The 24,022-nt window shown below is 54.9% G+C and carries 26 protein-coding genes; 11 read left to right on the plus strand and 15 right to left on the minus strand.

The genetic code is table 11. The features are described from left to right. Position 1 precedes the first annotated feature (1 nt). The 3 genes from hisH to hisF are packed head-to-tail and all read left to right on the plus strand — an operon-like array spanning position 2 to position 2,110. Positions 2-613 (plus strand): imidazole glycerol phosphate synthase subunit HisH, encoded by a 612-nt coding sequence (gene hisH, locus EUU25_RS02870; protein WP_158898115.1) that lies wholly within the window; start codon positions 2-4, stop codon positions 611-613. Positions 614-626: 13 nt separating this feature from the next. After that, the gene (hisA, locus tag EUU25_RS02875) at positions 627-1,355 is read left to right on the plus strand and encodes a 1-(5-phosphoribosyl)-5-[(5-phosphoribosylamino)methylideneamino]imidazole-4-carboxamide isomerase (protein WP_158898117.1); all 729 of its coding nucleotides are present in this window, start codon (positions 627-629) and stop codon (positions 1,353-1,355) included. After that, complete coding sequence (hisF, locus tag EUU25_RS02880) at positions 1,352-2,110, plus strand: imidazole glycerol phosphate synthase subunit HisF (protein ID WP_158898119.1); 759 nt, start codon at positions 1,352-1,354, stop codon at positions 2,108-2,110. The genes hisA and hisF overlap by 4 nt, the downstream gene beginning before the upstream one ends. Here hisF and EUU25_RS02885 read toward each other — a convergent pair whose 3' ends face one another. After that, a complete protein-coding gene (locus EUU25_RS02885) occupies positions 2,111-2,746 on the minus strand; it encodes an NrsF family protein (RefSeq protein ID WP_158898121.1) in 636 nt (211 codons plus the stop codon). It lies immediately after the preceding gene. A gap of 1 nt (position 2,747) precedes the next feature. Further along, entirely contained in the window at positions 2,748-3,272 is a 525-nt protein-coding gene (locus EUU25_RS02890) for a sigma-70 family RNA polymerase sigma factor (RefSeq protein WP_158898123.1), read from the minus strand. A 343-nt stretch (positions 3,273-3,615) separates the two neighbouring features. Here EUU25_RS02890 and groES point away from each other — a divergent pair, with 343 nt between their 5' ends. From groES to EUU25_RS02910, 4 genes are all read left to right on the plus strand, one after another. Next, entirely contained in the window at positions 3,616-3,903 is a 288-nt protein-coding gene (gene groES, locus EUU25_RS02895; protein WP_158898125.1) for a co-chaperone GroES, read from the plus strand. 57 nt (positions 3,904-3,960) lie between these two features. Next, positions 3,961-5,607: a chaperonin GroEL gene (gene groL, locus EUU25_RS02900; RefSeq protein WP_158898127.1), complete on the plus strand. Its 1,647-nt coding sequence runs from the start codon at positions 3,961-3,963 to the stop codon at positions 5,605-5,607. Positions 5,608-5,872: 265 nt separating this feature from the next. After that, positions 5,873-7,813 carry a potassium transporter Kup gene (locus EUU25_RS02905; RefSeq protein ID WP_158898129.1) on the plus strand — a complete coding sequence of 647 codons (1,941 nt, stop codon included), beginning with the start codon at positions 5,873-5,875 and terminating at the stop codon, positions 7,811-7,813. Between the two features lie 85 nt (positions 7,814-7,898). Next, complete coding sequence (locus tag EUU25_RS02910; protein WP_158898131.1) at positions 7,899-8,450, plus strand: pseudouridine synthase; 552 nt, start codon at positions 7,899-7,901, stop codon at positions 8,448-8,450. A gap of 174 nt (positions 8,451-8,624) precedes the next feature. Here EUU25_RS02910 and EUU25_RS02915 read toward each other — a convergent pair whose 3' ends face one another. The 12 genes from EUU25_RS02915 to EUU25_RS02970 form a co-directional block, all read right to left on the minus strand. Beyond that, a complete protein-coding gene (locus EUU25_RS02915; protein WP_158903067.1) occupies positions 8,625-9,782 on the minus strand; it encodes a cupin domain-containing protein in 1,158 nt (385 codons plus the stop codon). 46 nt (positions 9,783-9,828) lie between these two features. After that, on the minus strand, positions 9,829-10,479 hold the full coding sequence (locus EUU25_RS02920) for an HPP family protein (RefSeq protein WP_158898133.1): 651 nt from the start codon (positions 10,477-10,479) through the stop codon (positions 9,829-9,831). Positions 10,480-10,527: 48 nt separating this feature from the next. After that, positions 10,528-10,920 (minus strand): nuclear transport factor 2 family protein, encoded by a 393-nt coding sequence (locus EUU25_RS02925; protein WP_158898135.1) that lies wholly within the window; start codon positions 10,918-10,920, stop codon positions 10,528-10,530. 2 nt (positions 10,921-10,922) lie between these two features. After that, positions 10,923-11,867 carry a D-2-hydroxyacid dehydrogenase gene (locus tag EUU25_RS02930; RefSeq protein ID WP_246162874.1) on the minus strand — a complete coding sequence of 315 codons (945 nt, stop codon included), beginning with the start codon at positions 11,865-11,867 and terminating at the stop codon, positions 10,923-10,925. Continuing rightward, a complete protein-coding gene (locus EUU25_RS02935; protein ID WP_158898139.1) occupies positions 11,864-12,220 on the minus strand; it encodes a hypothetical protein in 357 nt (118 codons plus the stop codon). Before EUU25_RS02935 ends, EUU25_RS02930 begins: the two co-directional genes overlap by 4 nt. Further along, positions 12,217-13,647 carry a cysteine--tRNA ligase gene (cysS, locus tag EUU25_RS02940; RefSeq protein WP_158898141.1) on the minus strand — a complete coding sequence of 477 codons (1,431 nt, stop codon included), beginning with the start codon at positions 13,645-13,647 and terminating at the stop codon, positions 12,217-12,219. Before cysS ends, EUU25_RS02935 begins: the two co-directional genes overlap by 4 nt. A gap of 133 nt (positions 13,648-13,780) precedes the next feature. Beyond that, complete coding sequence (locus tag EUU25_RS02945) at positions 13,781-14,452, minus strand: nitroreductase (RefSeq protein WP_158898143.1); 672 nt, start codon at positions 14,450-14,452, stop codon at positions 13,781-13,783. A 64-nt stretch (positions 14,453-14,516) separates the two neighbouring features. After that, positions 14,517-16,331, minus strand: a complete 1,815-nt coding sequence (cobT, locus tag EUU25_RS02950; RefSeq protein WP_158898145.1) for a cobaltochelatase subunit CobT — start codon at positions 16,329-16,331, stop codon at positions 14,517-14,519. Beyond that, the gene (locus EUU25_RS02955) at positions 16,331-17,533 is read right to left on the minus strand and encodes an alpha/beta hydrolase (protein ID WP_158898147.1); all 1,203 of its coding nucleotides are present in this window, start codon (positions 17,531-17,533) and stop codon (positions 16,331-16,333) included. The genes cobT and EUU25_RS02955 overlap by 1 nt, the downstream gene beginning before the upstream one ends. After that, complete coding sequence (locus tag EUU25_RS02960; protein ID WP_158898149.1) at positions 17,530-18,066, minus strand: peroxiredoxin; 537 nt, start codon at positions 18,064-18,066, stop codon at positions 17,530-17,532. Before EUU25_RS02960 ends, EUU25_RS02955 begins: the two co-directional genes overlap by 4 nt. A 42-nt stretch (positions 18,067-18,108) precedes the next feature. Next, positions 18,109-19,104 (minus strand): cobaltochelatase subunit CobS, encoded by a 996-nt coding sequence (gene cobS / locus EUU25_RS02965; RefSeq protein ID WP_158898151.1) that lies wholly within the window; start codon positions 19,102-19,104, stop codon positions 18,109-18,111. Between the two features lie 11 nt (positions 19,105-19,115). After that, positions 19,116-19,712 carry a J domain-containing protein gene (locus tag EUU25_RS02970; protein ID WP_158898153.1) on the minus strand — a complete coding sequence of 199 codons (597 nt, stop codon included), beginning with the start codon at positions 19,710-19,712 and terminating at the stop codon, positions 19,116-19,118. A gap of 43 nt (positions 19,713-19,755) precedes the next feature. Here EUU25_RS02970 and EUU25_RS02975 point away from each other — a divergent pair, with 43 nt between their 5' ends. From EUU25_RS02975 to EUU25_RS02990, 4 genes are all read left to right on the plus strand, one after another. After that, positions 19,756-20,031 carry a BolA family protein gene (locus tag EUU25_RS02975; protein ID WP_246162876.1) on the plus strand — a complete coding sequence of 92 codons (276 nt, stop codon included), beginning with the start codon at positions 19,756-19,758 and terminating at the stop codon, positions 20,029-20,031. A gap of 119 nt (positions 20,032-20,150) precedes the next feature. Then, the gene (locus EUU25_RS02980; protein WP_158898155.1) at positions 20,151-20,987 is read left to right on the plus strand and encodes a helix-turn-helix transcriptional regulator; all 837 of its coding nucleotides are present in this window, start codon (positions 20,151-20,153) and stop codon (positions 20,985-20,987) included. 63 nt (positions 20,988-21,050) lie between these two features. Then, positions 21,051-21,929, plus strand: coding sequence for a pirin family protein (locus EUU25_RS02985; RefSeq protein ID WP_158898157.1), 879 nt, complete (start codon positions 21,051-21,053; stop codon positions 21,927-21,929). Between the two features lie 94 nt (positions 21,930-22,023). Next, complete coding sequence (locus EUU25_RS02990; RefSeq protein WP_158898159.1) at positions 22,024-22,938, plus strand: alpha/beta fold hydrolase; 915 nt, start codon at positions 22,024-22,026, stop codon at positions 22,936-22,938. A gap of 2 nt (positions 22,939-22,940) precedes the next feature. Here the strand turns inward: EUU25_RS02990 and EUU25_RS02995 are convergent, their stop codons facing one another. Continuing rightward, complete coding sequence (locus tag EUU25_RS02995) at positions 22,941-24,014, minus strand: DUF2332 domain-containing protein (protein ID WP_158898161.1); 1,074 nt, start codon at positions 24,012-24,014, stop codon at positions 22,941-22,943. Between the last annotated feature and the right edge of the window lie 8 nt (positions 24,015-24,022).

Raw genomic sequence — 24,022 nt, forward strand, 5'->3', positions numbered from 1 at the left:
CGTGTCCCTTGCGCTAATTGATTATGGCGCGGGAAACCTGCATTCGGTGCATAACGCGTTGAAGGCAGCGGGCGCGATGAACATCGAAGTCACAGCCGATCCCAGAGTGGTCGCCAAAGCAGAGCGCATAGTGTTACCGGGTGTCGGCGCGTTTGCACATTGTATGGAAGCGCTTTCGGCCATTGAATCGATGATTGAGGCTCTGGAAAGTCGGGTCCGGCACGAAACTGCGCCCTTTTTAGGTATCTGTGTCGGTATGCAGTTATTGGCCGATGCTGGCGTCGAACATGGGACGACCCAAGGTTTGGGCTGGATTGGCGGCACGGTGCGCGCGATTGAACCATCTGCTGATCTTAAAGTGCCTCACATGGGCTGGAACGATGTATCGCCTGCCACTGACGCGCCTCTAATCGACAAGGGCGAGGCCTATTTTCTGCACGGCTATCATTTCGATGTAACGGATCAGGCGGATATTTGCGCGGTAACAGATCATGGTGGCGAACTAGTCGCTGCCGTCGGCCGCGATAATATTATAGGGGTGCAGTTCCATCCCGAAAAAAGCCAAGCTTATGGAATCAACTTCCTCAAACGCTTTCTAGAGTGGCGCCCGTGACGGGAGATTTAGCATGATCGTATTTCCAGCAATCGACCTGAAGGGCGGCGAAGTTGTGCGTTTAGCCGAAGGCGATATGGACCGCGCCACCGTCTACGCCGACGATCCAGCAGCACAGGCTTTGTTATTCGCGGAACAGGGCGCAGAGTTTTTGCATGTTGTCGATCTTGATGGAGCCTTTGCCGGACGTCCCGAAAATGCCGAAGCCGTTGAGGGAATAATCGAAAATTTCCCAGGTTATATTCAACTCGGTGGTGGCATCCGCAATGTGCAAACTGTCGAGCGCTGGTTTGACATGGGCGTTGCACGCCTCGTCATTGGAACAGCGGCGCTTAAAGACCCGCAGTTTGTGAAAGATATGGCGCGCGAATTCGAAAATGGCATCGTCGTCGCTGTTGATGCGCGCGACGGATTTGTGGCGACTGAAGGTTGGGCCGAGACATCCGACATGCCTGTGGTTGATCTCGCGCGACGGTTCGAGGATGCTGGCGTTGCATCGATCCTGTTCACTGATGTCGGCCGAGATGGAATGCTCACAGGTTGCAATATCGAAGCTACGGTTGATCTGGCAAGGGCCGTGAAGATACCAGTTATCGCAAGTGGCGGGGTTAAGGGCATTGACGACATTCATATGCTTTCGCTGCATGCCAAGGACGGTATTGAAGGCGTGATTACAGGACGCGCGATTTATGACGGACGCCTTGATCTGGCGACTGCGATCGCGATGGCGAGCCGGACGTGACGGTCAGTATACGTGTCATACCTTGCCTCGATGTGGCAAATGGACGCGTCGTAAAGGGCGTAAATTTTGTAGACCTTCGCGATGCAGGTGATCCGGTAGAGCAGGCGCAAGCCTATGATTTGGCTGGTGCCGACGAATTATGTTTTCTCGATATCGGTGCAAGCCACGAAGGACGGGGCACGATCATTGATGTCGTTCGCCGAACCGCAGAAGTCTGCTTTATGCCCTTGACCGTGGGCGGAGGTGTAAGAAGTGCGGACGATGCCCGAGCTTTGCTGTTGGCGGGTGCGGATAAAGTGGCGGTAAATAGTGCAGCGGTTGCCCGTCCGGAAGTGGTGGCCGATATTGCTGAACGCTTCGGAAGCCAGTGCGTGGTTGCATCAGTCGATGCGCGGCGCAGCGGAGATCGCTGGGAAATATTTACCCATGGCGGCCGTAAGCCGACTGGCATTGATGCATTGGAGCACGCGGTTAAACTTGCCGATCTTGGCGCAGGAGAACTGCTGGTGACCAGCATGGACCGCGACGGAACACGCGATGGCTATGATTTGGAACTGACCCGGGCGATCGCTGATGCCGTGAATGTACCGGTAGTGGCCAGCGGCGGGGTAGGGAATCTGGATCATCTTGTCGAAGGTGTCCGCGAGGGGCACGCTAGTGCAGTGTTGGCAGCTTCGATATTTCATTTTGGCCAGCACAGCATTGCGGAAGCGCATGCTGCGCTGCGTTCGGCAGGTTTGCCGGCGCGCGGTTGATCACCAGCGTATTAATCGTGGAACAATTAGTCGACCGAGCACGGCACAGATAATCAACGCCAAGCTATACCACAGGCCAATATACACCACATTGTTGAACGGGCAGTGTATGTTATAGGCAAAGGCCCCGAGCCCGCCGGAAGCTAACCCAGTCAACCAACCTGCACGCTCAGGCGAAGTGGGAGCCCCCTTTCGCAACCAGAATATCATGGGCACTGCTGTCGCCAGTCCACCGACCAGGCTATATCCCATGCACCGCATGCCGGAATCCATTGCCGTAAAGGCTGGCCCGACGTCACCCGTAGTTGCCACAATTATAGCCGCCAGTGGGAAAAGGACCGCGGCCGCAAGTGCCATTTGCCAGCCATTTTGGCTGCGTCCTACGGCAGGGCTGGCCATTGAGGCGACTGAATGTGCGGTTGCCCCACCCAAAAGTAGCAATACTCCGGCACGGATCAAAAACATCTCATCCGGTTTCCCGGCTAAAAGATCGGCACGCATACCTTGAGACCAAATCACAACCGTAACGGCCACCACGGTCAGCAACGCAGAGACTAAGAGTGGAACCCTTGGGCGAAGCGGCTTTACTGGCTCAAGGTCCTGCACAAGTGCGGAAATATTGAAGTTGCTAGACATGTTATTCACTCTCGATCAGCGTGGCCAGCTTTTTGAGTCCACGGTGTATGTTCACTTTTACGAGCGGCTCAGACTGACCGCATCGCGCACAAGCTTCGCTAATGCTAAGGCCATCAATCTTGACTAGGCGGATGGCTAAGGCCTGCGCCTCTGGCAGTTTATGGAGAAGCCTGTCGATACTTATTTTGGCACCTACTTCATCCTCATGGCTGCCTTCGCTGTGCTGGTCCAGCAGTTCATCGGCGGCGTGACGGTAAGTTTGTCGCAAACGGTCGACCCAGCGATATCGTGCTATGGCGGCAAGCCAAGGTAGAAAAGGGCGAGATGGGTCGTAGCTGGCCCGCTTGCGATGTAAGGAAATCAAGGTGTCTTGAACCAAATCGTCCACAGCATCTTCTGCGATTTTATAGGCAAAGAAGCGTTTAAGCCAACGTCCCGCCTGTTCCAGAAGCACAGCATACGCCTGCTTGTCGCCCGATTGGGCGAGGCGCATCAAATCGCGCATTGTTTCTTCACGCGCAATCACGATGTTTGGAGCCGCGAACTACAATGGTAGAGAATCTGGTATATCTGCAATTTGGCACTCGATAGCTTTTGAATGGGCTGCGTCGTGGCGGGTATATATTCTTCTAACCCATAGTGGTATTTCAGGACACGAGGCTTGTCGCGCATAACACCGGTTCGATAGGGCCGCGACAATGGTTACAAGCATGAATTTTTTTATGGGCTTGTCCTTGACCCGTCACAAAAAGCTCCTATTTGGGCTTCGTTAGCACTCACCCTAATTGAGTGCTAACTGACATTCATTGCCGTCCCCCGCTTCCAAGTGGGCGTGGCGGGATGGCGAAACTATAAAAGGAAGGTTCAACATGGCATTTCGTCCGTTGCATGACCGTGTCCTCGTCCGTCGGGTCGAGGCCGAAGCAAAAACTGCTGGTGGGATTATCATCCCGGACAGCGCTCAGGAAAAGCCGCAAGAAGGCGAAGTCGTATCCGTTGGGTCGGGTTCGAAAGCTGAAGACGGCACCGTAACTCCGCTCGACGTAAAAGCTGGCGACCGCATTCTGTTCGGCAAATGGTCGGGCACCGAAGTCAAGATCGACGGTGAAGACCTGCTGATCATGAAGGAATCGGATATTCTCGGGATTGTTGGCTAACGCCAAACCAGTGTGAACATGCGCAGATTTCTGCGCTTTATTTAAAGGAATAATATCATGGCTGCTAAAGACGTGAAATTCGGCCGCGATGCGCGTGAACGCATCCTGCGCGGCGTAGACATCCTTGCCGATGCCGTAAAAGTTACGCTCGGCCCCAAAGGTCGGAACGTTGTTATCGACAAAAGCTTCGGCGCTCCTCGCATCACTAAGGACGGCGTTACTGTCGCCAAGGAAATCGAACTGAAAGACAAGTTCGAAAATATGGGCGCACAGATGATCCGCGAAGTGGCCTCCAAGGCTAATGATGCTGCTGGTGATGGCACCACGACGGCGACTGTGCTTGCACAAGCTATCGTTCGCGAAGGCATGAAGTCGGTTGCGGCTGGCATGAACCCGATGGATCTGAAGCGCGGCGTCGACCTCGCCGTGACCAAGGTTGTTGAAGACCTCAAGTCGCGTTCGAAGCCCGTTACCGGTTCGGCAGAAATCGCCCAAGTTGGTATCATTTCAGCCAATGGTGACATCGAAGTAGGCGAGAAAATCGCTGAAGCAATGGACAAGGTTGGCAAGGAAGGCGTTATCACCGTCGAAGAAGCCAAGGGCCTCGAGTTTGAACTCGATGTCGTGGAAGGCATGCAGTTTGACCGCGGTTATCTGTCGCCTTACTTCATCACCAACACCGAAAAAATGTCGGTCGAGTTGGAAAATCCCTACATTTTGATCCACGAAAAGAAGCTCAGCAATCTGCAAGCCATGTTGCCGATCCTCGAAGCCGTTGTTCAGTCGGGTCGTCCATTGCTGATCATCGCTGAAGACGTCGAAGGCGAAGCTCTTGCAACCCTCGTCGTCAACAAGCTTCGCGGCGGTCTGAAGATCGCCGCCGTTAAGGCTCCTGGCTTTGGTGATCGTCGTAAGGCGATGCTTGAAGATATCGCGATCCTCACCAAGGGTGAAATGATCAGCGAAGATTTGGGCATCAAGCTTGAGTCGGTCACGATTGGAATGCTCGGCCAAGCCAAGCGGGTCACCATCGATAAGGACAACACGACCATCGTAGATGGTTCGGGTGATGCCGAAGCGATCAAAGGCCGCGTAGAAGCTATCCGCGCGCAGATCGAAACCACCACCAGCGACTATGACCGTGAAAAGCTGCAAGAACGTTTGGCAAAGCTTGCCGGCGGTGTTGCTGTAATCAAGGTCGGCGGCGCAACCGAAGTTGAAGTTAAGGAGCGTAAGGATCGGGTTGACGATGCGCTTCATGCAACTCGCGCTGCGGTTGAAGAAGGCATCGTTCCTGGCGGCGGCACAGCTTTGCTATACGCCACCAAGGCTCTTGACGGCCTGAAGGGCGCAAACGACGACCAGACCCGTGGTATCGACATTGTTCGCAAGGCGATTGAAGCTCCGTTGCGTCAGATCGCGCAAAATGCGGGCCATGATGGCGCTGTTGTTGCTGGCAACTTGCTACGCGTCGGTGACCAGAACCAGGGCTTCAACGCTGCAACCGATACCTATGAAAATCTGGTAGCGGCTGGTGTTGTTGACCCGACCAAGGTTGTGCGTACTGCTCTGCAAGATGCCGCTTCGGTTGCTGGCTTGTTGATCACCACCGAAGCGACCATTTCGGACGCTCCTGAAGATAAGGCACCAGCCATGGGCGGCATGCCCGGTGGTATGGGCGGCATGGGTGGCATGGACTTCTAAGTCCAACCACTTCGGCGAGACAAATGAGAAGGGTCGGAGAGGAAACTTTCCGACCCTTTTTCTATCTCATACCGACATAATTCGCGGTGATAAAAAATGAGTCGCGATTGTGCGATTGCGAATAAGGGCTTTCTCAATTTGACGAATTGAGAAATAGTACGACATATAATATTGATATATATAAATATAATTTGAATTAAATTACCTATTGCGCTGCAAAATAAAAAGCGTATTCGCCGCCGCCCCACAACAGAGGTTTCCGGTCATGCAAAATGTGCATTCGGGTTCAGTTGATTCTCAAAACATTCATCAACATTCACTTGCCGCACTAACTATTGGCGCGATCGGTGTGGTATTCGGCGATATCGGAACCAGCCCACTTTATGCTTTTCGTGAGGCACTTCATCATAGCGCGCCAACCGGAGGCATACAGGAGGCAGCGATATTCGGCGTGCTCAGTTTGGCGCTTTGGTCACTCATATTGGTCGTTACCATAAAATATGTGATCTTTCTTATGCGCGCCGATAATGACGGCGAAGGCGGAGTTCTTGCTTTGCTGGCACTGGCGGGCAGGGGCATTGGCGGCCGAAAGGGAGCTGTCTTGGCTCTTGGCGCGATAGGCGCGGCTCTCTTTTACGGCGATGCAATAATCACTCCCGCACTTTCAGTGCTTTCTGCCGTTGAGGGAACGAAGACTATTCCCGGCATCGGCGAGGGTATTTCCCAGCAAACAATCATCAACATCACCATGGTCATACTGGTCGCGTTGTTTGCGATCCAATTTCGCGGGACCGCGATGGTTTCTAAACTTTTTGGTCCAATATGCGTTCTCTGGTTTGTGGCAATCGGTGCCTTGGGGCTTTTGCACATTTCCGATTATCCAGGCATCATCGGTGCCCTGTCGCCGCACCACGCGATCAGCTTTCTAGTGAACAATGGGATGGTCGGCTTGATCGTGTTGGGGTCTGTATTCCTGACCGTGACTGGTGCGGAAGCGTTAACTGCCGACATGGGTCATTTCGGACGCTTTCCCATCCGCTTGGGCTGGTTCCTGCTGGTGTTTCCTGCGCTTGCCCTAAACTACTTCGGCCAAGGCGCCTTTGCGATGGCGGCTTTGGAGCAGGCGCGTGTTGCAGGTTTGCCTTTGGAGACCCAAGACTGGTTTTTCCTGATGGCTCCCGAAGCGGTGCGCGTTCCGATGATCGTTCTGGCTGGTCTCGCAACTATTATTGCGAGCCAAGCGGTAATCACCGGCGCCTATTCGCTAACTCAACAGGCAATACAGCTCGGCTTGCTGCCGCGTATGAAAATCGTTCAAACCTCGCCGGGTAGTGCGGGGCAGATATACATTCCGGCTATAAACTGGATGCTTTTGTTCGGCGTGTGGCTGTTGGTTGTGCAGTTCCGCAATTCCTCCGCCATGGCGTCGGCTTATGGAATCGCCGTAACAGGGACGATGGTCGTAACCACCTGTCTGGCGTTTGTTGTGGTCCATAAGCTTTGGAAATGGAGCCTATTAAGATCCCTGTTTGTGATCGTACCGTTTCTTGCGATCGACATCATCTTTTTTGGCGCCAATGTCTTGCGTGTCGTCGACGGAGGATGGGTCCCGCTTGCTGTAGGTGCACTGATTTGCCTTGTGATCTGGATTTGGGTTCGCGGTAAACGTCTGATCGATACGAAGGAAAATGAAGGCGCTATGACGCTTGCGGAACTTGGCAAGTCGCTTTCTAAAAGCAATGTCGCTCGGGTCGAGGGTACAGCGGTATACTTGACTGCAAATCCTGAAGGCGTGCCCGGCACGATATTACACAATCTGAAGCACAACCGAGTGCTACACGAGCGCAATCTGGTCCTCACCGTTCGCACTGCTGGGGTCCCGCATGTTCCGGAGGAAGAACGGTCTTCGTACGAAAAGGTCGATGCAAATTTCGCCCGTATTGTGCTTCGCTATGGTTTCATGGATGCTCCGGACGTACCGCAGGCGCTCGCCCGCGCAATCCCGAAGTCGGACGCACCGATCAATGATATGACCACTAGCTATTTCGTAGGCCGGAACGTGCTTTCCGCATCGAAAGACGAAGGCTTACCGTTCTGGCAAGATATTATTCTGATCTTCCTGCAACGCAATGCACATAATCCTGCGGAGTTTTTCCACATACCATCCAACAGAATCGTCGCGCTCGGCGGGCAGGTCGTGGTTTAGAACAAGCAGGGCGGGGCAAAACATCCCCGCCTTCGCTTTGCGCTTTTCCAAGACAATGGCTTGATTTGAAGATAGAGCTTCACACATGTCCCGCCTTGTCCTGTTCAACAAGCCCTTCGGTGTTTTGCCCCAGTTTACCGACAACGGGTTGGCCGGGTCCTCACGCCCCACATTGTCCGACTATATCAACATTGACAGCGTCTACCCAGCGGGTCGCCTCGATATGGATAGCGAAGGACTGATGTTGTTGACCGATGACGGTCGGTTACAGGCCCGCATTTCGGATCCTAAATTCAAAATGCCGAAGCGTTATCTGGTTCAGGTCGAAGGCATTATCACCGATGCAGCTTTGGCCGCATTGCGGTCCGGCGTACGGTTGAAAGATGGGGTAACACGTCCCGCCGAAGCGGAGCAGATTGCGGACCCTGACCTATGGCCGCGTGATCCGCCGGTGCGGTTTCGCAAGACCGTTCCTGATTGCTGGATAAGCCTGACCATTCGCGAGGGTCGAAACCGGCAGGTTCGGCGCATGACTGCAGCTGTTGGATTTCCAACACTCAGGCTCATCCGCTGGTCAATCGGAGACTGGTCAGTGGAAGGACTGGGACAGGGTCTTTCCCGCGTTATAGAGGTTTAGACGATCGGGCGGGGAATACGTTTTCCTTTAGTCCGGCTTGTTAGATGATACGCGCCACATCGGTCGCATCGGTAGATGCGCAATGGGACGCCGCCTTTAAGCGATGCGGATTGGGCATCATCTTGCGCATGAAAGCTTCTCTTTCTTATACACACACTTAGCCGCGTGCGCATTTTAACTTTGTTCCCGTCCGTCTAACGCGATGCTACCTTGATTAATCAGCGCGGTAATAAGCTGCTGTAACGGCTCGTTGGGAACTTCTTGGGCAGGCAATTCTGTAGTGTCGGCTCTGCACAAATTCTCTGCAAAGGTTGCACATGAATCTTCGCAGTGGAAAGAAGTGCCATCGACGAATAGCAAAATCGTTGCGTCATCTTGCCTAAGAAACGAAAACCGGCTTGCCGGATTGCGCGACACGAAAACCCCCGCCTTCAGTTGAGCGGATATATCTGTTTCGCTCACCAGATCTTCCGGCGACCAGTCAATTTCGGGATATTTGCGGGTGCTGCTGTAGCTGCCAAACCAACGGGCAAAATACGACCGGTCCTGCAGTTTTTCGATGGCCAGCCGATGTAACTTATCCAAAGCAGCGCTTGAAATTTCTCCTGGATTTTCCTGAGTTGCCAGTTCGGGATCAGCGTAGCGGTCATCATCTTCCATTTCCGCGACCAGATCGTCGACAAAATGGGTGAGCAATTCGCTGCGTGAAGGTGCGCGAAAGCCGACGGAATAGGTCATACAGTCATCTCCCACGGCAACGCCATCATGCGCAATGCGGGGCGGGACATAGAGAATGTCGCCCGGTTCCAGCAACCATTCGTCGGTCGCGTGAAATTCTGCCAGAAGTCGCAGTTCATCATGCGGCACGAGCGGGCTTTGGTCGTCACACAACTGGCCGACGCGCCAGCGTCGGCAACCGTTCCCCTGGATCAGGAAGACGTCATATTGGTCATAGTGCGGCCCGACTCCTCCGCCATCGGTGGCATAGCTGACCATGACATCGTCGATCCGCCAGTTGGGAATGAAGCGAAACGGCGCGATCAGGGCTGCAACTTCGGGGATATGATGGTCGACCGCCTGTACCAGTAAGGTTGAAGGCTCCTGGCCGAGCCGGGCAAAACGCGCTTCGGCTAAGGGGCCATGTTCTACGGCCCAACTTCCTTGCGCACCCACCACCAGACGGGATTCTACCTCCGCTTCACAAGCCAGACCTGCTAGTTCATCCGGCTCAAGCGGGTTTTGCCATGCATCCCATGGATTACGTATCAGTAACGGCTTTTTCTGCCAGTAATCGCGCAGGAACAATGCGCTATCAAAATCCTTCAAAACCATAATCATCCTGACGCCTTAGGGCGTTGCAATATCGGGAAATAGGGTATCAGCCGCCTGTACTTCGGCGTTGTGAAGCGAAGCTTTCCGCCGTCATCAACAAGGTTTCGAGGTCGGCAGGGCTTATGTCAAATGTCTCATTTGTGTGCGCAAGCGCCAGCTCGATATCTTCACGGAACAATGCTGTCGGTAATGGGGCTGGGGTTTCAATCACGCGATGGGGATAGCTATGCCCAGAAATGAGATGGAACAGATATCCAGCAAGCACTAGTGCCGCGGAATTGGCCGCAACAAGTGTTACAGGATACATATAGCCTGCGGCGATCACGGCATCACTGCCAATAATAGCGGTAACAGCAACCGCTCCGCTTGGCGGATGGAGACAGCGCAGCAGCGACATGGCCAATATGGCTACAGCGACCGCTAAACCAACAGCTAGCATCTGATCGGGAACGAGATGCGCCACTGTTACGCCAACCGCTGCCGACAGGACATTGCCGCCAAACACGGGCCAAGGCTGCGCTAAGGGGCTTGCGGGTACGGCAAAGACCAGAACCGCAGATGCCCCGATCGGCGCAATAAGAAATGGGAGGGCGGGCCACATATTCTGAACACCCAGCCCAGCAATTGCCGCGATGAATACTCCTAGTCCAGCACCCAAACAGGCAATCAGCCGATCATTCAGGCGGGCCCCCGCCATTTTGGGTACAAATAATCGAAAGGAAAAGGTGCGTTCCGGCTGCACAGTTCAGCCGGACATCTTCATCAGCATTTCGCCCATTTTCTGGTGGAGCATGTTCACCGCTTTCAACGGGCGGACCATCACCTTAAAATGGGTGATCAGTCCGTCGTCGTCACAACTGATCATGTCGATTCCGTTGATCGCAATCCCGTCAATGACCGTTTGAAATTCGAGGATAGCCGAGTTTTCACGATGCCATTCCCCGACATAGGCAAAATCGCTGTTGCCAAGCGTATGCCCGGCGGCGGCCAGATATTTGGCGGTGATCGCTTTGCCTAATTGCGGTGTGTGAACCACCGGGCTTTCGAAAATGCAGTCGTCATGCAGGATTGCCGCGATCGTGTCGACATCGCGCGATAGGGCAACCTTGTGCCAGATTTCAGCCGGGTTATGCGCCATATTCAATATCCCAGATCCAGATTTACGAGGGGTTCCAGCTTCTCGCCCTTTCGGTAGCGTTCCAGATTCTCGAAAAAGCGTGTGGCTGATCGTAAAAACATCTTGTCCTGCGCTCGTCCCGAAAGATGCATTGTGACATGGGCATTGTCGAGCGTCCATAAGATGTGATCGGCGGGCAAGGGTTCCGGCGTCGTGACGTCGAGGAAAGCGGCGGCGATTTGTTTGTCCTGCAACGCCTTTACCAACGCATTTTGTTCAACGACTGAGCCACGGGCAATATTTATAAGGACAGCGCTTTGCTTCATCGCTGCCAACTCGTCCGCTCCGATCATATCGTCGGTCTCTGCGGTGGCAGGAACGGCAAGAATGACCCAGTCAAATTCGCCCAAACGCGCACGCCATGCGTCGGGTGCAAGGCTCGTTGGCCCCGGTGTACGGCGCACGATGGTGACATCGACCCCAAAAGGCCTTAGTCGCTCCTCGATCAACTTGCCGATCGCGCCATAGCCCAGCAGCAACGCCTTGGAGCCATAGAGTTCGACCTTGCCCGGCGAATCTTGCAACCATTCGTGGCGTTCCTGCGCACGGACGACGTCTCGATAACCCTTCGCCACCGTCAGCATTCCCATCACCACATATTCGGCAATGGTAATCGCATTAATGCCCGCGCCGTTGGTGACCATGCAGCCTTGTTTCTTAAGTTGGGCCAAAGGCATGCCATCGACACCGGCATAGATGGAGTTGAGCCATTTCATCTGCGTGGCGGCCCCGATAACAGCGGCCATATCGGCCTTGTCATACATGTCGAACCATCCGATTTCGGCCATAGGAGCCAATTCCAATGCCTCGTCTTTGGACATGAACCAGTGCGGCTCCACCCATTCAGGGAGGCGGGGTTCAATCAATGGACGGACGAGGCCAGCCATTACGAGTTTGGTTTTGGTCAACGCCAGAAAGCCTTCCATGCCACGAAGAAAAGGAACGGGATGCCCACCAGATCGACCATTGCAATGGTCTTCAACGGTTTTGGGCTATCATTCAGGAAATAGAGTGCAAGAAAGGAGAGCATGCTAATGCCGGTCACCACCACGGCGGCACGCCGTGGTTGGTTGTCGAACGCCGACCAAAGGCAGAGTGCGAATACTGCAACGAACAACGCGGCGCGGTGGTGCATTAAAAGGAAAAGCGGATCGGAGTTGTCCAGGCGATATAATGTTGTGAGAGTAGCCGGCCTGAAAAATGCGAGGGCGGGCGTGGCATGCACCGCAGCAAGAACAAGCCATGCAATCTTCAGCATCATATATCCAGCTTCCAATCCCACCCCAGGGGGTCGCCGTCCATAACTTCCACGCCCTTTGCAATCAGGTCATCGCGGATCGCGTCAGAGCGGGCGAAGTCCTTGGCCGCGCGGGCTTCTTTGCGGGTGGTGAGGGCGGCTTCGATTTCCTCTTCGGTGATGAGGGTGGATTTTGGGCGAACGCGAAGATCGGCGCGTTTCGTTGTCAGCAGTGCGAGGCCCAGCACATTATCCATCTGAGCGAGTGCCAACAACTTTTGTCCTGTATCGACCTTTTTCATAGCCAGCAGGTCTTCTAGAGCCGTGAGGGCCTGGGCTGTGTTGATGTCTTCCGAAATGGCGTTGGTGAACCTTTCGAATAGATCGCTAATCCGCTTGTCATCTATGGTTGTTGCGGGTTGTTCGACTTGCAGTGTCGAGCTAGCCATCACCATCCGCTTCAACCGCACAAACGCCGCTTGCAATCCTTCCCAGCTAAACTCCAACTCGCTGCGATAATGTGCCTGCAAGCACATCAGGCGATAAGCGAGGGGGTGGAAGCCTTTATCGATGAGCAATTGCACGCGTAAAAACTCGCCTGATGATTTGGACATCTTGCCGCTGCGTTCGATCAGGAAGTTATTGTGCATCCAGATCTTTGCGCCGCTGTGGTCGCCGCCGCACCGCGCCTGATTCTGCGCAATTTCGTTCGGGTGGTGGATTTCGCGGTGGTCGATGCCGCCGGTGTGAATGTCAAAGGGCAGACCCAACAACGCTTCGGACATGACCGAACATTCCAGGTGCCAGCCCGGCGCGCCTTTGCCCCAAGGACTGTCCCATTCCATCTGCCGCGTTTCCCCGGCGGGCGTCTTGCGCCAGATGGCGAAATCGGCGGCGTGGCGTTTGCCTTCGACTTCTTCGATGCGACCTTCGCCGTCCTCGGTTTTGGCGCGCGCCAGAGCGCCATAATTGGCGACCGTCGATGTATCGAAGTAGAGGCCGCTTTCCAGTTCATAGCAATGCTTGTCCGCTATGCTTTTCGCGAATTCGATCATCGCGGGCACATAGTCGGTGGCAATCGACCAGTGCGCAGGCTGCCGGATATTGAGCGCTTTGATGTCTGCCCAATAGGCTTCGGTATAATGCTTTGCGATATCCCAGATGGATTGGGCTTTCTCGGCCGCCATCTTCTCCATTTTGTCTTCACCGGCGTCCGCGTCGTCGGTCAGATGGCCGACATCGGTGATGTTGATGACATGGGTCAGCTTATAGCCGGCATAGGTCAGCACGCGGCCCAGAGTATCTGCAAACACATAAGCGCGCATATTGCCGATATGGGGATAGTTATAGACGGTAGGGCCGCAGGTATACACGCGCGCCTCGCCAGAATGGACGGGGACAAAGGGTTCAAGTTGCCGGGTGAGGCTATTGAAGAGGCGCAATTCAGTCATAGGGTGGCGATGCTGGAATTACATGAATAGGTCAACCCACCGTCACTCTGAACTTGTTTAAGGGTCCTGTTTGGCTTGCAGCGACGGTGAACAATAAGATACTGAAACAAGTTCAGCATGACAGCTTTCGTATTTAGAAACCTTCCCAACGGATGGCCTGACCGATCTCCACGCGCGGAACTGTGAAGTTGTTTATTGGGGCGTCGGCATCGCGATAGCCGATAGCCATACCGCAGAAGAAAATATGGTCGTCGTCAATATTCAGCAGTTCACGCATATAGGTGCCGTACATAGCCCAGATTTCCTGCGCGCAACTGTCCAGGCCTTCCTCCCGAAGCAGCAGCATCACGGTCTGTAACCACATACCCATGTCTGACCATTGGGGCGGACCCATATATTTGCGAGTGTAGGTGAATAACTGCACGGGTGCGTCGAAGCTGTCCCAATTTTTCATCATCTGCGCGACACGGCCTGCGCCATCTTCGCGTGCAAGGCCCAGGGCGTCGAACATGGCCTTTCCGACACCGCGGCGCTGATCCTCGTAACGGCCTTCCAGACTCTTGGGGTAAATATCATATTCATGCCCTTCGCCCATGGGAGCGGTCGCTGCCTTTGCCTTGATCTTGGCGGTCAGGTCAGCAAGCGGCTGCCCGGTAAGGATGACGGCGTTCCAGGGTTGTGTATTGCCGCCGGATGGTGATCGCTGCGCCTTTTGAAGTACGCGCTGGAGGGCATCTTGCGGCACGGCTGTGGGAAGAAACTGCCGGATCGAACGGCGGGTTGCGACGGCTTCGGTTACGTTCATGGCAATTGCTCCAATGATTTAATCGGTCGATTAATTCATGCCATGTGTGTCGCGAAAGGCAAGCCTATTCCTCGTCAAACAACCCGGCTAGTTGCTCGATCATGGTGCCGCCCAATTGTTCGGCGTCCATGATGGTCACGGCGCGGCGGTAGTAGCGCGTTACGTCATGGCCGATGCCGATTGCGACCAATTGCACAGGGGACCGTGTTTCGATCATTTCGATGACCTTGCGCAGATGCTGTTCCAGATAGCCACCATGGTTGACGGACAAGGTGCTGTCGTCGACCGGCGCACCGTCGGATATCACCATCAATATGCGGCGGTCCTCGGCGCGGGCGATCAGGCGGTTGTGGGCCCAGAGCAGGGCTTCGCCGTCGATATTCTCCTTCAGCAACCCTTCGCGCATCATCAGGCCGAGGTTGCGCTTGGCGTGGCGCCATGGTTCATCGGCTTTTTTGTAGATGATGTGACGCAGGTCGTTGAGGCGGCCCGGCATGGGCGAGCGGCCCGAGGCGAGCCAGTCTTCGCGGGCTTGTCCGCCTTTCCACGCGCGGGTTGTAAAGCCCAATATCTCCGTCTTCACGCCGCAACGTTCAAGTGTGCGCGCTAAGATATCGGCGCTGATGGCGGCAATACTTATCGGACGGCCGCGCATCGATCCGCTATTGTCGAGCAACAGGGTCACGACAGTATCGCGGAAATCGGTTTCGCGCTCGACCTTGTACGATAGGGAGCTTCCCGGGGACACAACGACACGGGCCAGACGCGCGGCGTCCAGCATGCCCTCTTCCTGATCGAAGTCCCAACTGCGGTTTTGCTGCGCCATCAGGCGGCGTTGCAGGCGGTTCGCGAGCTTGGTGACCACCGATTGCAGGTTCGACAATTGCTGGTCGAGATATGCACGAAGGCGGTTCAGTTCTTCTTCGTCGGCCAGTTCGGTCGCGGTGATCGTCTCGTCATATTTGGTCGACCAGATTTTATAGTCGCTCTGCGGCAGATGGTCCCAGTTGCGCCGTTGCGGGGTGACGGGCTGCATCCCGTCGTCGCCCATTTCGCCGTCGGCGCTGTCTTGGTCGTCCATGTCCTGGCTGTCATAGTCAGCTTCGGATTCTTCACCTTCGCCGTCCTGGGGTTGCGCGCGGGCTTCGGATTGGCCGGCTTCCCCTTCGCCATCGTCTTCGCTTTCCCCGTCTTGCTCCTGCTGGTCATCGGAATCATCGCCGCCGTCGTCGGCATCGGACGGGTCGATGTCGCCTTCGGTGAGATTGAGATGCTCCAGCATGCTTTGTGTCAGTGCGGCGAAGGCGGTTTGGTCGTCGAGTGCGAGGCCGAGGGCATCAAGATCGCCGCCCGCCTTTTCTTCGATCCAGCCACGGAGCATGTCGACACCCGGCGCGGCGCTTTCGGGCACCGCTGCGCCGGTCAGCCGTTCCCGCACGATGAGCGACAGCGCCGTGGAAATTGGCACTTCGTCCGCCGATTGCGCGCGGCTGATCGGGTCTGTGCGGAGCTTCAGGTCGAGAGAATGGGCAAGATTTGCCGCCACACCCGCCATATTGCGCGAACCCAGAGCTTCGACCCGGGCGTTTTCTACGGCGTCAAAAGCCGCCCCGGCAATGGCTTCGGATGGACGCAAGGCTGCGTGGCGGGCGGCGTTATGGTGCTTGAGCTTCAGCGCAAAACTGTCTGCAAAGCCACGGGCTTCGGCCACTTGTTCCGGCGGCAAAAGACGGCCGGGCATCGGAACCTTGAAATTTTTGCCAGCCTGGGTCGGCGCATCGGCGGTAAAGGCAAGCTCGACCTCCGGCTCATGCGCGATGGCGCGCGCTGTGCCGGTCAGCACCTGTTTGAATTGTTCCAGCGGGGATTCGTTTGCCATTATTCAACCACCCGTTTGCATGCTGTTGCCACCTGTTCTTTGGTGACCTTTCCAACGGATTTGAGCTGAAACACATGCGCGTTTGGTGTTGCGATGCGCTCGCTGCGTGTTCGTGCTCCGTTGACGGCGGCGGCGAAGTCTTCGCACGCAGCGATGCTGCGGAGAAAATCGCTGTGACCACTGCCTCCGCTCGTAACATCGGTGGTGTCGATGATCGTGAAACCGGTTTTGCTTGGCTGCGTTTCATATTTTGTTTTGGTGGCAAAGCAGCGCGCGGCTTGACCTTTTGCCACGAGTTCCTTCGCCTCAAACGGGTTGAAGCAATAGGGCGAGCCAAGACGCGGGTAGCCGTGCAACGCACGCGACACGGCCAGCGCCTTATCGTTGAGCGACGCGTAAACGGTGATACGCCGGTCATTATTCACGCGCCGGGCGGCCAGAACCTCTTCGGCAATATCGCGTTCAAAATCTTCACGATCAATATCGGGTGAGGCGAGGATGATATTGGAAATGTTGCTGGCGTCGGCATTGGTCGAGGTCCTGTCGACATATTCTACCGCCGGTATCACCAATCGCGCGCCGAGGGAGTGGGACACGATGACGATTTCCTTCACCCACTCCAACCTTGCCAACTTGGTGAGGAAATTGCGGAAATTACGCTCGTCCCAATACATGTTGGTTTCATCCACCGCATAGCTGAGCAATTCGCCCTGCGAAGGCCAGCTATACTGGATGATCGGCCCGTCAAATTGCGAAAGGGCGGCAATCTGTACCGTGTCCTTCGCTGTCGAGGGAAAAGTCTCCCGATAGCCATGCACATAGAGGAGCACACGTCCTTTCCGTAGATTAGCCGCGTCGCGCAGTCCGCTCCACCAGTCCGCTTCGGGTTGGAATGCCAACGGAACAATTGTCTGCTTTTTGCCCTTTGATGGCTTGATCATCTCGGGCGGCGCAAAACGTGCGTAACGGACCCGGTCAGTGCGGTGATTTGTCAACGACACATTTTCGCCAAGGCAATCCGGCAGGCGGCTTGTTACCGCGAAATAATCCTTGCCCGCTATCGCACCAGCGTCGCTTTTGTCAGGATTGCAGCGCGGATTCTCTACCAATTGGCTATGTGGAATGTCGCCATATTCGACAGCAACGCCACAGCCCGAAAGCACCAGCGGTGCGAGTAAAATGGCTGAAAAGCGCCCCATCATTTTCCTTTTGGATTTGCCGCGCGCCAATCTTTTACGGCCTTCAATGCACCGGATACATGGCCTTTGACGCTGAGTTCCGAATAGGCAAACAGGATCTTGCCGTCCGGCGCGATCACATAGGTTGTGCGGTTCGAACCACCCATAACCGGTAGGCTGACGTCATAGGCTTTGATCACTGGCTTGGACGCGACACCCACCGTAAATTTGTTACGGCAGGCCTCCACCGAAAATTTCTTCAATGTATCGATCTTGTCGGCAGACATACCAATGATCGACGCCCCATAGGCAGCAAAATCGTCAGCTGCTTCGGAAAACTCATGTGCCTCAACTGTGCAGCCCGAAGTGAATGCCTTGGGGTAGAAGTAAAGGACCACCGGTCCTCGTTTCAAAGCCTTGTTGAGATTATAGGTGTAGGTATCGCCCGCGAGAACAGCCTGTGTGGTAAAGTCCGTTGCACGCACACCAGGTTTTAATGCGCCGAAAGCAGGTGCGGTTACGAGGGTGAGGGCGATAATGAGGGCGAGACGTTTCATGTTTTGCTCCTGAAGCAACTCTTGGGGGAAATGCCCCTTAAACTAGCTGGATTTACCAACCACGCTTTCCGGCAAATCTTTGCCGAAAACACGCTGGTAATATTCCGCAACGAGAGCACGTTCCGCTTCGTCACATTTGTTCAGGAAGGATAGGCGGAACGCAAAGCCGACATCCTTAAAAATGGCTGTATTCTGGGCCCAGGTGATGACGGTCCGAGGGCTCATGACAGTCGAGATATCGCCGTTGATAAAACCCTGACGCGTCAGTTCTGCGACCTTGACCATATTGGCCACGCTTTCCGCGTCGGTACCCGATGCCTTGGCAAGAACAATCTCGCTTTCGACCTGCGCCGGCAAATAGTTGAGACCGACCACGATGTTCCAGCGATCCATCTGGCCCTGGTTGATTGCCTGCGTGCCATGATACAAGCCGCTCGTATCGCCAAGGCCGACCGTGTTTGCCGTGGCGAAAAGCCGGAAATAAGGATCAGGCCGGATGACCCGATTCTGGTCGAGAAGGGTCAATTTGCCTTCGGTTTCGAGAACACGCTGGATTACGAACATGACGTCTGGACGTCCTGCATCATATTCGTCGAATACCAATGCGGTGGGCGTTTGAAGCGCCCATGGCAGCAAACCTTCGCGGAATTCGGTAACCTGCACGCCGTCGCGCAAAACAATTGCGTCGCGACCGATCAGGTCGATACGGCTGATGTGCGCATCAAGGTTGATCCGGATACACGGCCATTTTAAGCGAGCAGCCACCTGCTCGATATGGGTCGATTTTCCTGTGCCGTGATAGCCTTGCACCATCACACGGCGGTTATGTGCAAATCCCGCCAAAATCGCCAAGGTTGTGTCGGGATCAAATACATAGCTGTCGTCGGTGTCGGGTACACGTTCATCCGCAACGGAAAATGCGGGGCATTCCATATCCACATCGATGCCAAACATTTCGCGCACGCTGATTGTTTTATCGGGTGCAGCAAGAATGGTCGCATCGCGGCTGTCAGGCTGGATATTAGGAATGTCGGTCATGCAAATTCTCGTCAAATGAAAGCAGGAGATGTTTTAAGGTGCGTATAGGCCGCAATCACGTCTTGCAAAGCCTTTTCATAAGACCTGTTCCCGCCATTTTTGTCAGGGTGATAGGCACGCACCTTTTCGGAATAGGCTGAACGCAATGCACGCCTGTCGGCATCTACGCCAAGCCCTAGCGTCTTTAGCGCGCTTCGGTCTTGCGGGGAGAGTATCTGGCCATCGGCGCGCTCCTTCGGCATGCGTTCGCGAAAACGAGCGGAAATGGCATCAAGAGGGTCTTTGAAGTCGGCCCATTTGGGTGGCGAATCGGCTCCGGCAGTTGCGCGGAATGCCCGCGTTTCGGACGGCCAGACATTAAGCGGGCTTTGTGCCTCCAAAATCTCCTCCATCGTCATTCCGTCAAACCAGTTGTAGCCTGCGTTAAATTCGCGAACATGGTCGAGGCAGAGATATTGATAGTCGCCCGGGCCGTTGGGCGATGCAGCTTGTCCATATGGGTTTGGCGCGCGAAATTCGCCGGTTTCGTTACAGCCAGGATAGTTACAAGGGCGGCGTGACCCGCGCACGCGGCCGTGGAATCTGTCGTGCGATCGATCGGAAGCCATGATTTCCCTTGGCGAAAAACGTCCCATATGGGAAGAGTTCGGAATGAAAAAAGGACCTGCACAATTGGAAATGGAGCAGCTGCTGACCGCAGCGTTCTCACCCACACTCCTTGTCGTGACGAACGATAGCGCGAAGCATCACGGCCACAGCGGGGACGATGGGTCAGGAGAATCGCATTTTACGATTGAAGTTCAAAGTGAAGCATTTTCCGGGATTGGCCGGGTTATGCGACAGAGAATGGTCAATAAGGCATTGGGGGATATTCCGGGCACACGTGTGCACGCCCTTGCGATCAAAGCGACGGCGCCTGACGATTGAATGTCACGCCATGTAACGGAATGCCCTTGCTTATAAAGGCTTTCTTGGCATAGTCTCCAGTTATCCGGATTAGCAGGCTTGTCCTGACTAGGGTCGCAGCCGGGGAAATGGGGGGGTTGATGCTTTCGCGCACCTATCGGCCGTCAGCTGATCTGGCACCCTATATCCGCCGCTTTTATGTATTTGAGGCGCCGTTACCCGACGGGGCCGTTGTCGAAGATTTCCTGCTCGCGGAAACCGCATTTGTCCGATGCCTTTTGCGCGGTGACTGGTCGGCCGAAACCAAGCCCGGTGAATGGAACACAGCTGGAAATATCGTTTTTTTTGGTGCCAACAGCGGCCCATTGAAAGTGCGTGTAAAAGGCGGCTTTGCTGTCACAGGTTTCGCTATTCGTCCGAGCGGATGGCATGCTCTGTTTCCGGATCCGCATAATCTGCTCGCTGACGATATGCGCCCACTTCAACAATTATGGGGTGATCTGGCCGACAAGATGATTGAAGGTGTAGTGCAGGCGACTGACGACAAAGGCCAGTTGGATGCCATGGAAAATTGTATCCGTGAGCGGCTAAAAATGTTTCCGGGCCATTTGCCCGACCCTCAGATGGCGCAGTTTGAAATCATTGCGCGTACCGATAGTACCATTCGGATCGAGGATGCCGCGGCTCAACTGGGGTTGTCGGCCCGTCAACTGGAACGACGTTGTCTCGCTGCCTTTGGCCTTTCGCCAAAGGCCATCCTTCGGCGTAGCCGTTTTTTGGATGCCGCAACCGCATTGCGCGGTTTCAGTAGCCCGAGTGAGGTTGAGTTAGGTGCGCTGCGCTATTATGACCAATCGCATATGAACCGGGAATTCCGGCGATATACGGGGATGACACCACGGGTGTTTGCCAATGCCGCAACACCATTGCAAACTGCCGGCTTAAAGCTGCGTGAAGAAAGCCGGTATGAAGATTAGGGGTCGGGTCGCATTGACCATCCCGACTTGACAATTCAGGGCAGGTCACAGCATCCTAGGGTTATGCTGACAATCACACCGACCACCCACGATCTTGGTGCTTTTGAAGTCCGCCGAACACTGCCGAGCAAAGCGCGCACGATGGTTGGACCCTTCATCTTCGTCGACCAATTCGGGCCTGCGCACTTCGATATCGGTGCCGGGATGGATGTACGTCCGCATCCGCATATCAATCTGGCAACGGTTACTTATCTGTTCGAAGGGGCGATTGATCACCGGGACAGCTTAGGCACATTTGCTACTATTCGCCCGGGTGCGCTCAATCTCATGACGGCGGGCAGAGGAATTGTGCACAGCGAGCGTACCCCATCACCCGAACGCTCCACCGGATCGCCCATCTCGGGAATGCAAACATGGCTGGCCTTGCCTGATGGCAAGGAGGAAATTGATCCGGCCTTTGAGCATATAGCCAAAGAAAATTTGCCCCTCGTGGAGACTGACAATGTGTCAGCGCGGGTTATCATGGGGTCTCTTTGGGGTGCAACGGCACCCACGACCCAGCATGCCGAAACGATTTACGCAGACATTTTGATGAACGCGGGCGCGACGATTCCTATCGATGCTGAAGCGGACGAGCGTGCTATTCTGGTCGCTCTGGGACATGCCAGCCTCGACGGTGAAGCCTTGGAGCCGCGCAGTCTGTATGTTTTGCAGCCGGGCCAGCCGATGACTTTGCGCGCGGACAGCGATTGCCGCGTAATGCTTTTAGGCGGCGAAGGTTTTGCCACTCCGCGGCATGTGTGGTGGAATTTTGTGTCGTCGTCACGCGACAGGATCAATCAAGCCAAATCCGACTGGAAAGCCGGTAACTTCCCGCTTGTTCCCGGTGACGATAAGGAATCCATTCCTATTCCTGAAGTTCCCTTGACCAGAAGCAGCTGAGTTGCCGATTTTTTACAATCAAAATGGACATAATTCTGTTTGAAGCGTTATGGCGATGCAGATTTCCTATCGCTTACAGAAGGTTAAAACCCGAATGACCGAACTCTCCCACCGCCGTCTTTCTTTGTCGACGGGCATAGAAATGGATGCCTATACCGCAGGCGATCCGTCAAACCCGGCGATTATATTTCTTCATGGTTTCCCCGAATCGCATCGTACATGGCGGCATCAAATTGGGGCCTTTTCGGACCGGTTTTACTGTATTGCGCCGGACCAACGCGGCTATCGTGGCACCTCCAAACCGCAGGACGTTGATGCCTATACTGCCGATAAGTTGACTGCAGACATATTCGCATTGGCAGACGCGCTAGAGGTGCAGAACTTTATCATTGCAGGGCACGACTGGGGCGGTGCCATTGCATGGAGTGTCGCGCTTAACGGTCAAGCAGGTGGGTTTAATCCTGCGTGGGCCGGTAGGGTGACGCGGGCGATTATTGCCAACGCGCCGCATCCCTATCTGTTTCAGCGATTGATGATCACGGACATGACCCAGCGCGCTGCAAGTCAGTATATCCGAGCTTTCCGGGACCCCGCCAACGACGCGCTGGTGCGTGAAAAAGGACTGACGGGGCTTCTGCTCGAGACCATTAAATGGGATAAGCCCAGCGCTATGGAGCCTAGCGAACGCGCGGCCTTGCTTGCGGATTGGGAAGACAGGGATGCGTGTTTCGGCATGCTCAATTGGTATCGTGCATCTGCACTTTATGTTCCGGCAATGGATGAAGATGCGGAATTGCCGGCTTTCGCCGCTGGGGCATTTCCGCAATTGACTATCCCGACCCTAGTGGTGTGGGCGATGGACGACCTTGCCTTGCCCGCGAGCAATATAGAGGGGATTGAAAAACTTGTTCCCGCTGTTGAGATCGAGCCCGTTTACGATTGCGGCCATTTCGTAATTTGGGAAAAACCCGAGGCGGTTAATGCCGCAATGGAACGGTTTTTAGCTTAAGTCTAATTTTCTAGCCACTCGACCCACGTGCCGTGGGCTTGGGCTTCGGCAAGAAGATGCCACTGCGGCGGCCCGGGCCAATAGCGTATTTGCAGTTCATGTTTGAATGTTTCGCGGTTCGTTTCCAGCATCATCCAAACGAGCGGGCGTTCGGCTGTTGCGTTCCGTCCATGGGCTTCAATCGCGTCGGTAATAGCGGCACGGCGTTCGGCTGGGATATATTGCCAGACAATGCTGTGGTTGAAAACGCGCGCCACACCCGCATCCTGAGGTGCCGATAGCCTTTTCAAAACCCAGTCTAGCGCATCAGATTTGACAACATCTGGTCGTTTCTGCGCAGCGAGCAGGATGGCTGCGTCCATTCGCTCCAGCCTTCCCGCATTTTCCGGCCAAACATAGCTTTTGACACGTAATGCGGCGTCAGAATCGGACAGGTCAACTGGGGATTGGTCACAACCCGATATATGAACAATCTCGACCTCGGCCTTCGGAGGCGGTGAGCCCCGCCATTCCGGCTTGATTCGCATAGGTGAGGATTCCGGACCGGCTTCAACGCCACCCAGATTATAGTGGTATCGCTCCATCATTGTATTGATGCCAGCGCTCGCTCCGATCTCGTTGAGTTCGAAGCGCGACCCGATTTTATCTGAAAGCCAAAGCAGGCCTGCCATGAAGCTCGCCGATCGGCCTGCTTCGTTGGTCTGGGGCGGTCCATCCAGCCAAGGTAAAAGCCGCTGATCATGATCGCTGGTGACAGCAACAACGATGGCGTCCACCTCCACCTGATTTGAAACATGCCCGCTATAAACAGGTAAAAGGCGGGAATCTGCGCCAGTTAGCAGCAAATGGTGGAAGCCGCCGGCAAGTCTTAAAGGCATCGCGTCCTCCAAGGGCAAGCCAGGCCAATGTGCGATCCGTTTGCCGCATAAGGTATCGCTTGCCATCAATGCCAACTGCGCTTCAACGATGCGGGCGGTGACCGGCGCACCGTTTCGACGGCAGTGCTCTGCTTGAAACTTTATGCCTTCGGCGACCCTTTGGTCATCCAAAACACCTTTACCGAATGAGTCTGCCATATTGCCCT

Source organism: Sphingorhabdus lacus (assembly GCF_009768975.1).
Classification (GTDB): domain Bacteria; phylum Pseudomonadota; class Alphaproteobacteria; order Sphingomonadales; family Sphingomonadaceae; genus Sphingorhabdus_B; species Sphingorhabdus_B lacus.

Coding starts and splice junctions, on each gene's coding strand:
- EUU25_RS02990 (WP_158898159.1), top strand. CDS start 22,024: ATGACCGAACTCTCCCACCGCCGTCTTTCTTTGTCGACGGGCATAGAA.
- EUU25_RS02995 (WP_158898161.1), bottom strand. CDS start 24,014: ATGGCAGACTCATTCGGTAAAGGTGTTTTGGATGACCAAAGGGTCGCC.
- cobS (WP_158898151.1), bottom strand. CDS start 19,104: ATGACCGACATTCCTAATATCCAGCCTGACAGCCGCGATGCGACCATT.
- groES (WP_158898125.1), top strand. CDS start 3,616: ATGGCATTTCGTCCGTTGCATGACCGTGTCCTCGTCCGTCGGGTCGAG.
- cobT (WP_158898145.1), bottom strand. CDS start 16,331: ATGGCAAACGAATCCCCGCTGGAACAATTCAAACAGGTGCTGACCGGC.
- EUU25_RS02985 (WP_158898157.1), top strand. CDS start 21,051: ATGCTGACAATCACACCGACCACCCACGATCTTGGTGCTTTTGAAGTC.
- cysS (WP_158898141.1), bottom strand. CDS start 13,647: ATGACTGAATTGCGCCTCTTCAATAGCCTCACCCGGCAACTTGAACCC.
- EUU25_RS02975 (WP_246162876.1), top strand. CDS start 19,756: ATGAAAAAAGGACCTGCACAATTGGAAATGGAGCAGCTGCTGACCGCA.
- EUU25_RS02885 (WP_158898121.1), bottom strand. CDS start 2,746: ATGTCTAGCAACTTCAATATTTCCGCACTTGTGCAGGACCTTGAGCCA.
- EUU25_RS02905 (WP_158898129.1), top strand. CDS start 5,873: ATGCAAAATGTGCATTCGGGTTCAGTTGATTCTCAAAACATTCATCAA.
- EUU25_RS02980 (WP_158898155.1), top strand. CDS start 20,151: ATGCTTTCGCGCACCTATCGGCCGTCAGCTGATCTGGCACCCTATATC.
- hisA (WP_158898117.1), top strand. CDS start 627: ATGATCGTATTTCCAGCAATCGACCTGAAGGGCGGCGAAGTTGTGCGT.
- EUU25_RS02915 (WP_158903067.1), bottom strand. CDS start 9,782: ATGGTTTTGAAGGATTTTGATAGCGCATTGTTCCTGCGCGATTACTGG.
- EUU25_RS02935 (WP_158898139.1), bottom strand. CDS start 12,220: ATGATGCTGAAGATTGCATGGCTTGTTCTTGCTGCGGTGCATGCCACG.
- EUU25_RS02960 (WP_158898149.1), bottom strand. CDS start 18,066: ATGAAACGTCTCGCCCTCATTATCGCCCTCACCCTCGTAACCGCACCT.
- groL (WP_158898127.1), top strand. CDS start 3,961: ATGGCTGCTAAAGACGTGAAATTCGGCCGCGATGCGCGTGAACGCATC.
- EUU25_RS02955 (WP_158898147.1), bottom strand. CDS start 17,533: ATGATGGGGCGCTTTTCAGCCATTTTACTCGCACCGCTGGTGCTTTCG.
- EUU25_RS02945 (WP_158898143.1), bottom strand. CDS start 14,452: ATGAACGTAACCGAAGCCGTCGCAACCCGCCGTTCGATCCGGCAGTTT.
- EUU25_RS02970 (WP_158898153.1), bottom strand. CDS start 19,712: ATGGCTTCCGATCGATCGCACGACAGATTCCACGGCCGCGTGCGCGGG.
- EUU25_RS02910 (WP_158898131.1), top strand. CDS start 7,899: ATGTCCCGCCTTGTCCTGTTCAACAAGCCCTTCGGTGTTTTGCCCCAG.
- EUU25_RS02925 (WP_158898135.1), bottom strand. CDS start 10,920: ATGGCGCATAACCCGGCTGAAATCTGGCACAAGGTTGCCCTATCGCGC.
- EUU25_RS02920 (WP_158898133.1), bottom strand. CDS start 10,479: ATGGCGGGGGCCCGCCTGAATGATCGGCTGATTGCCTGTTTGGGTGCT.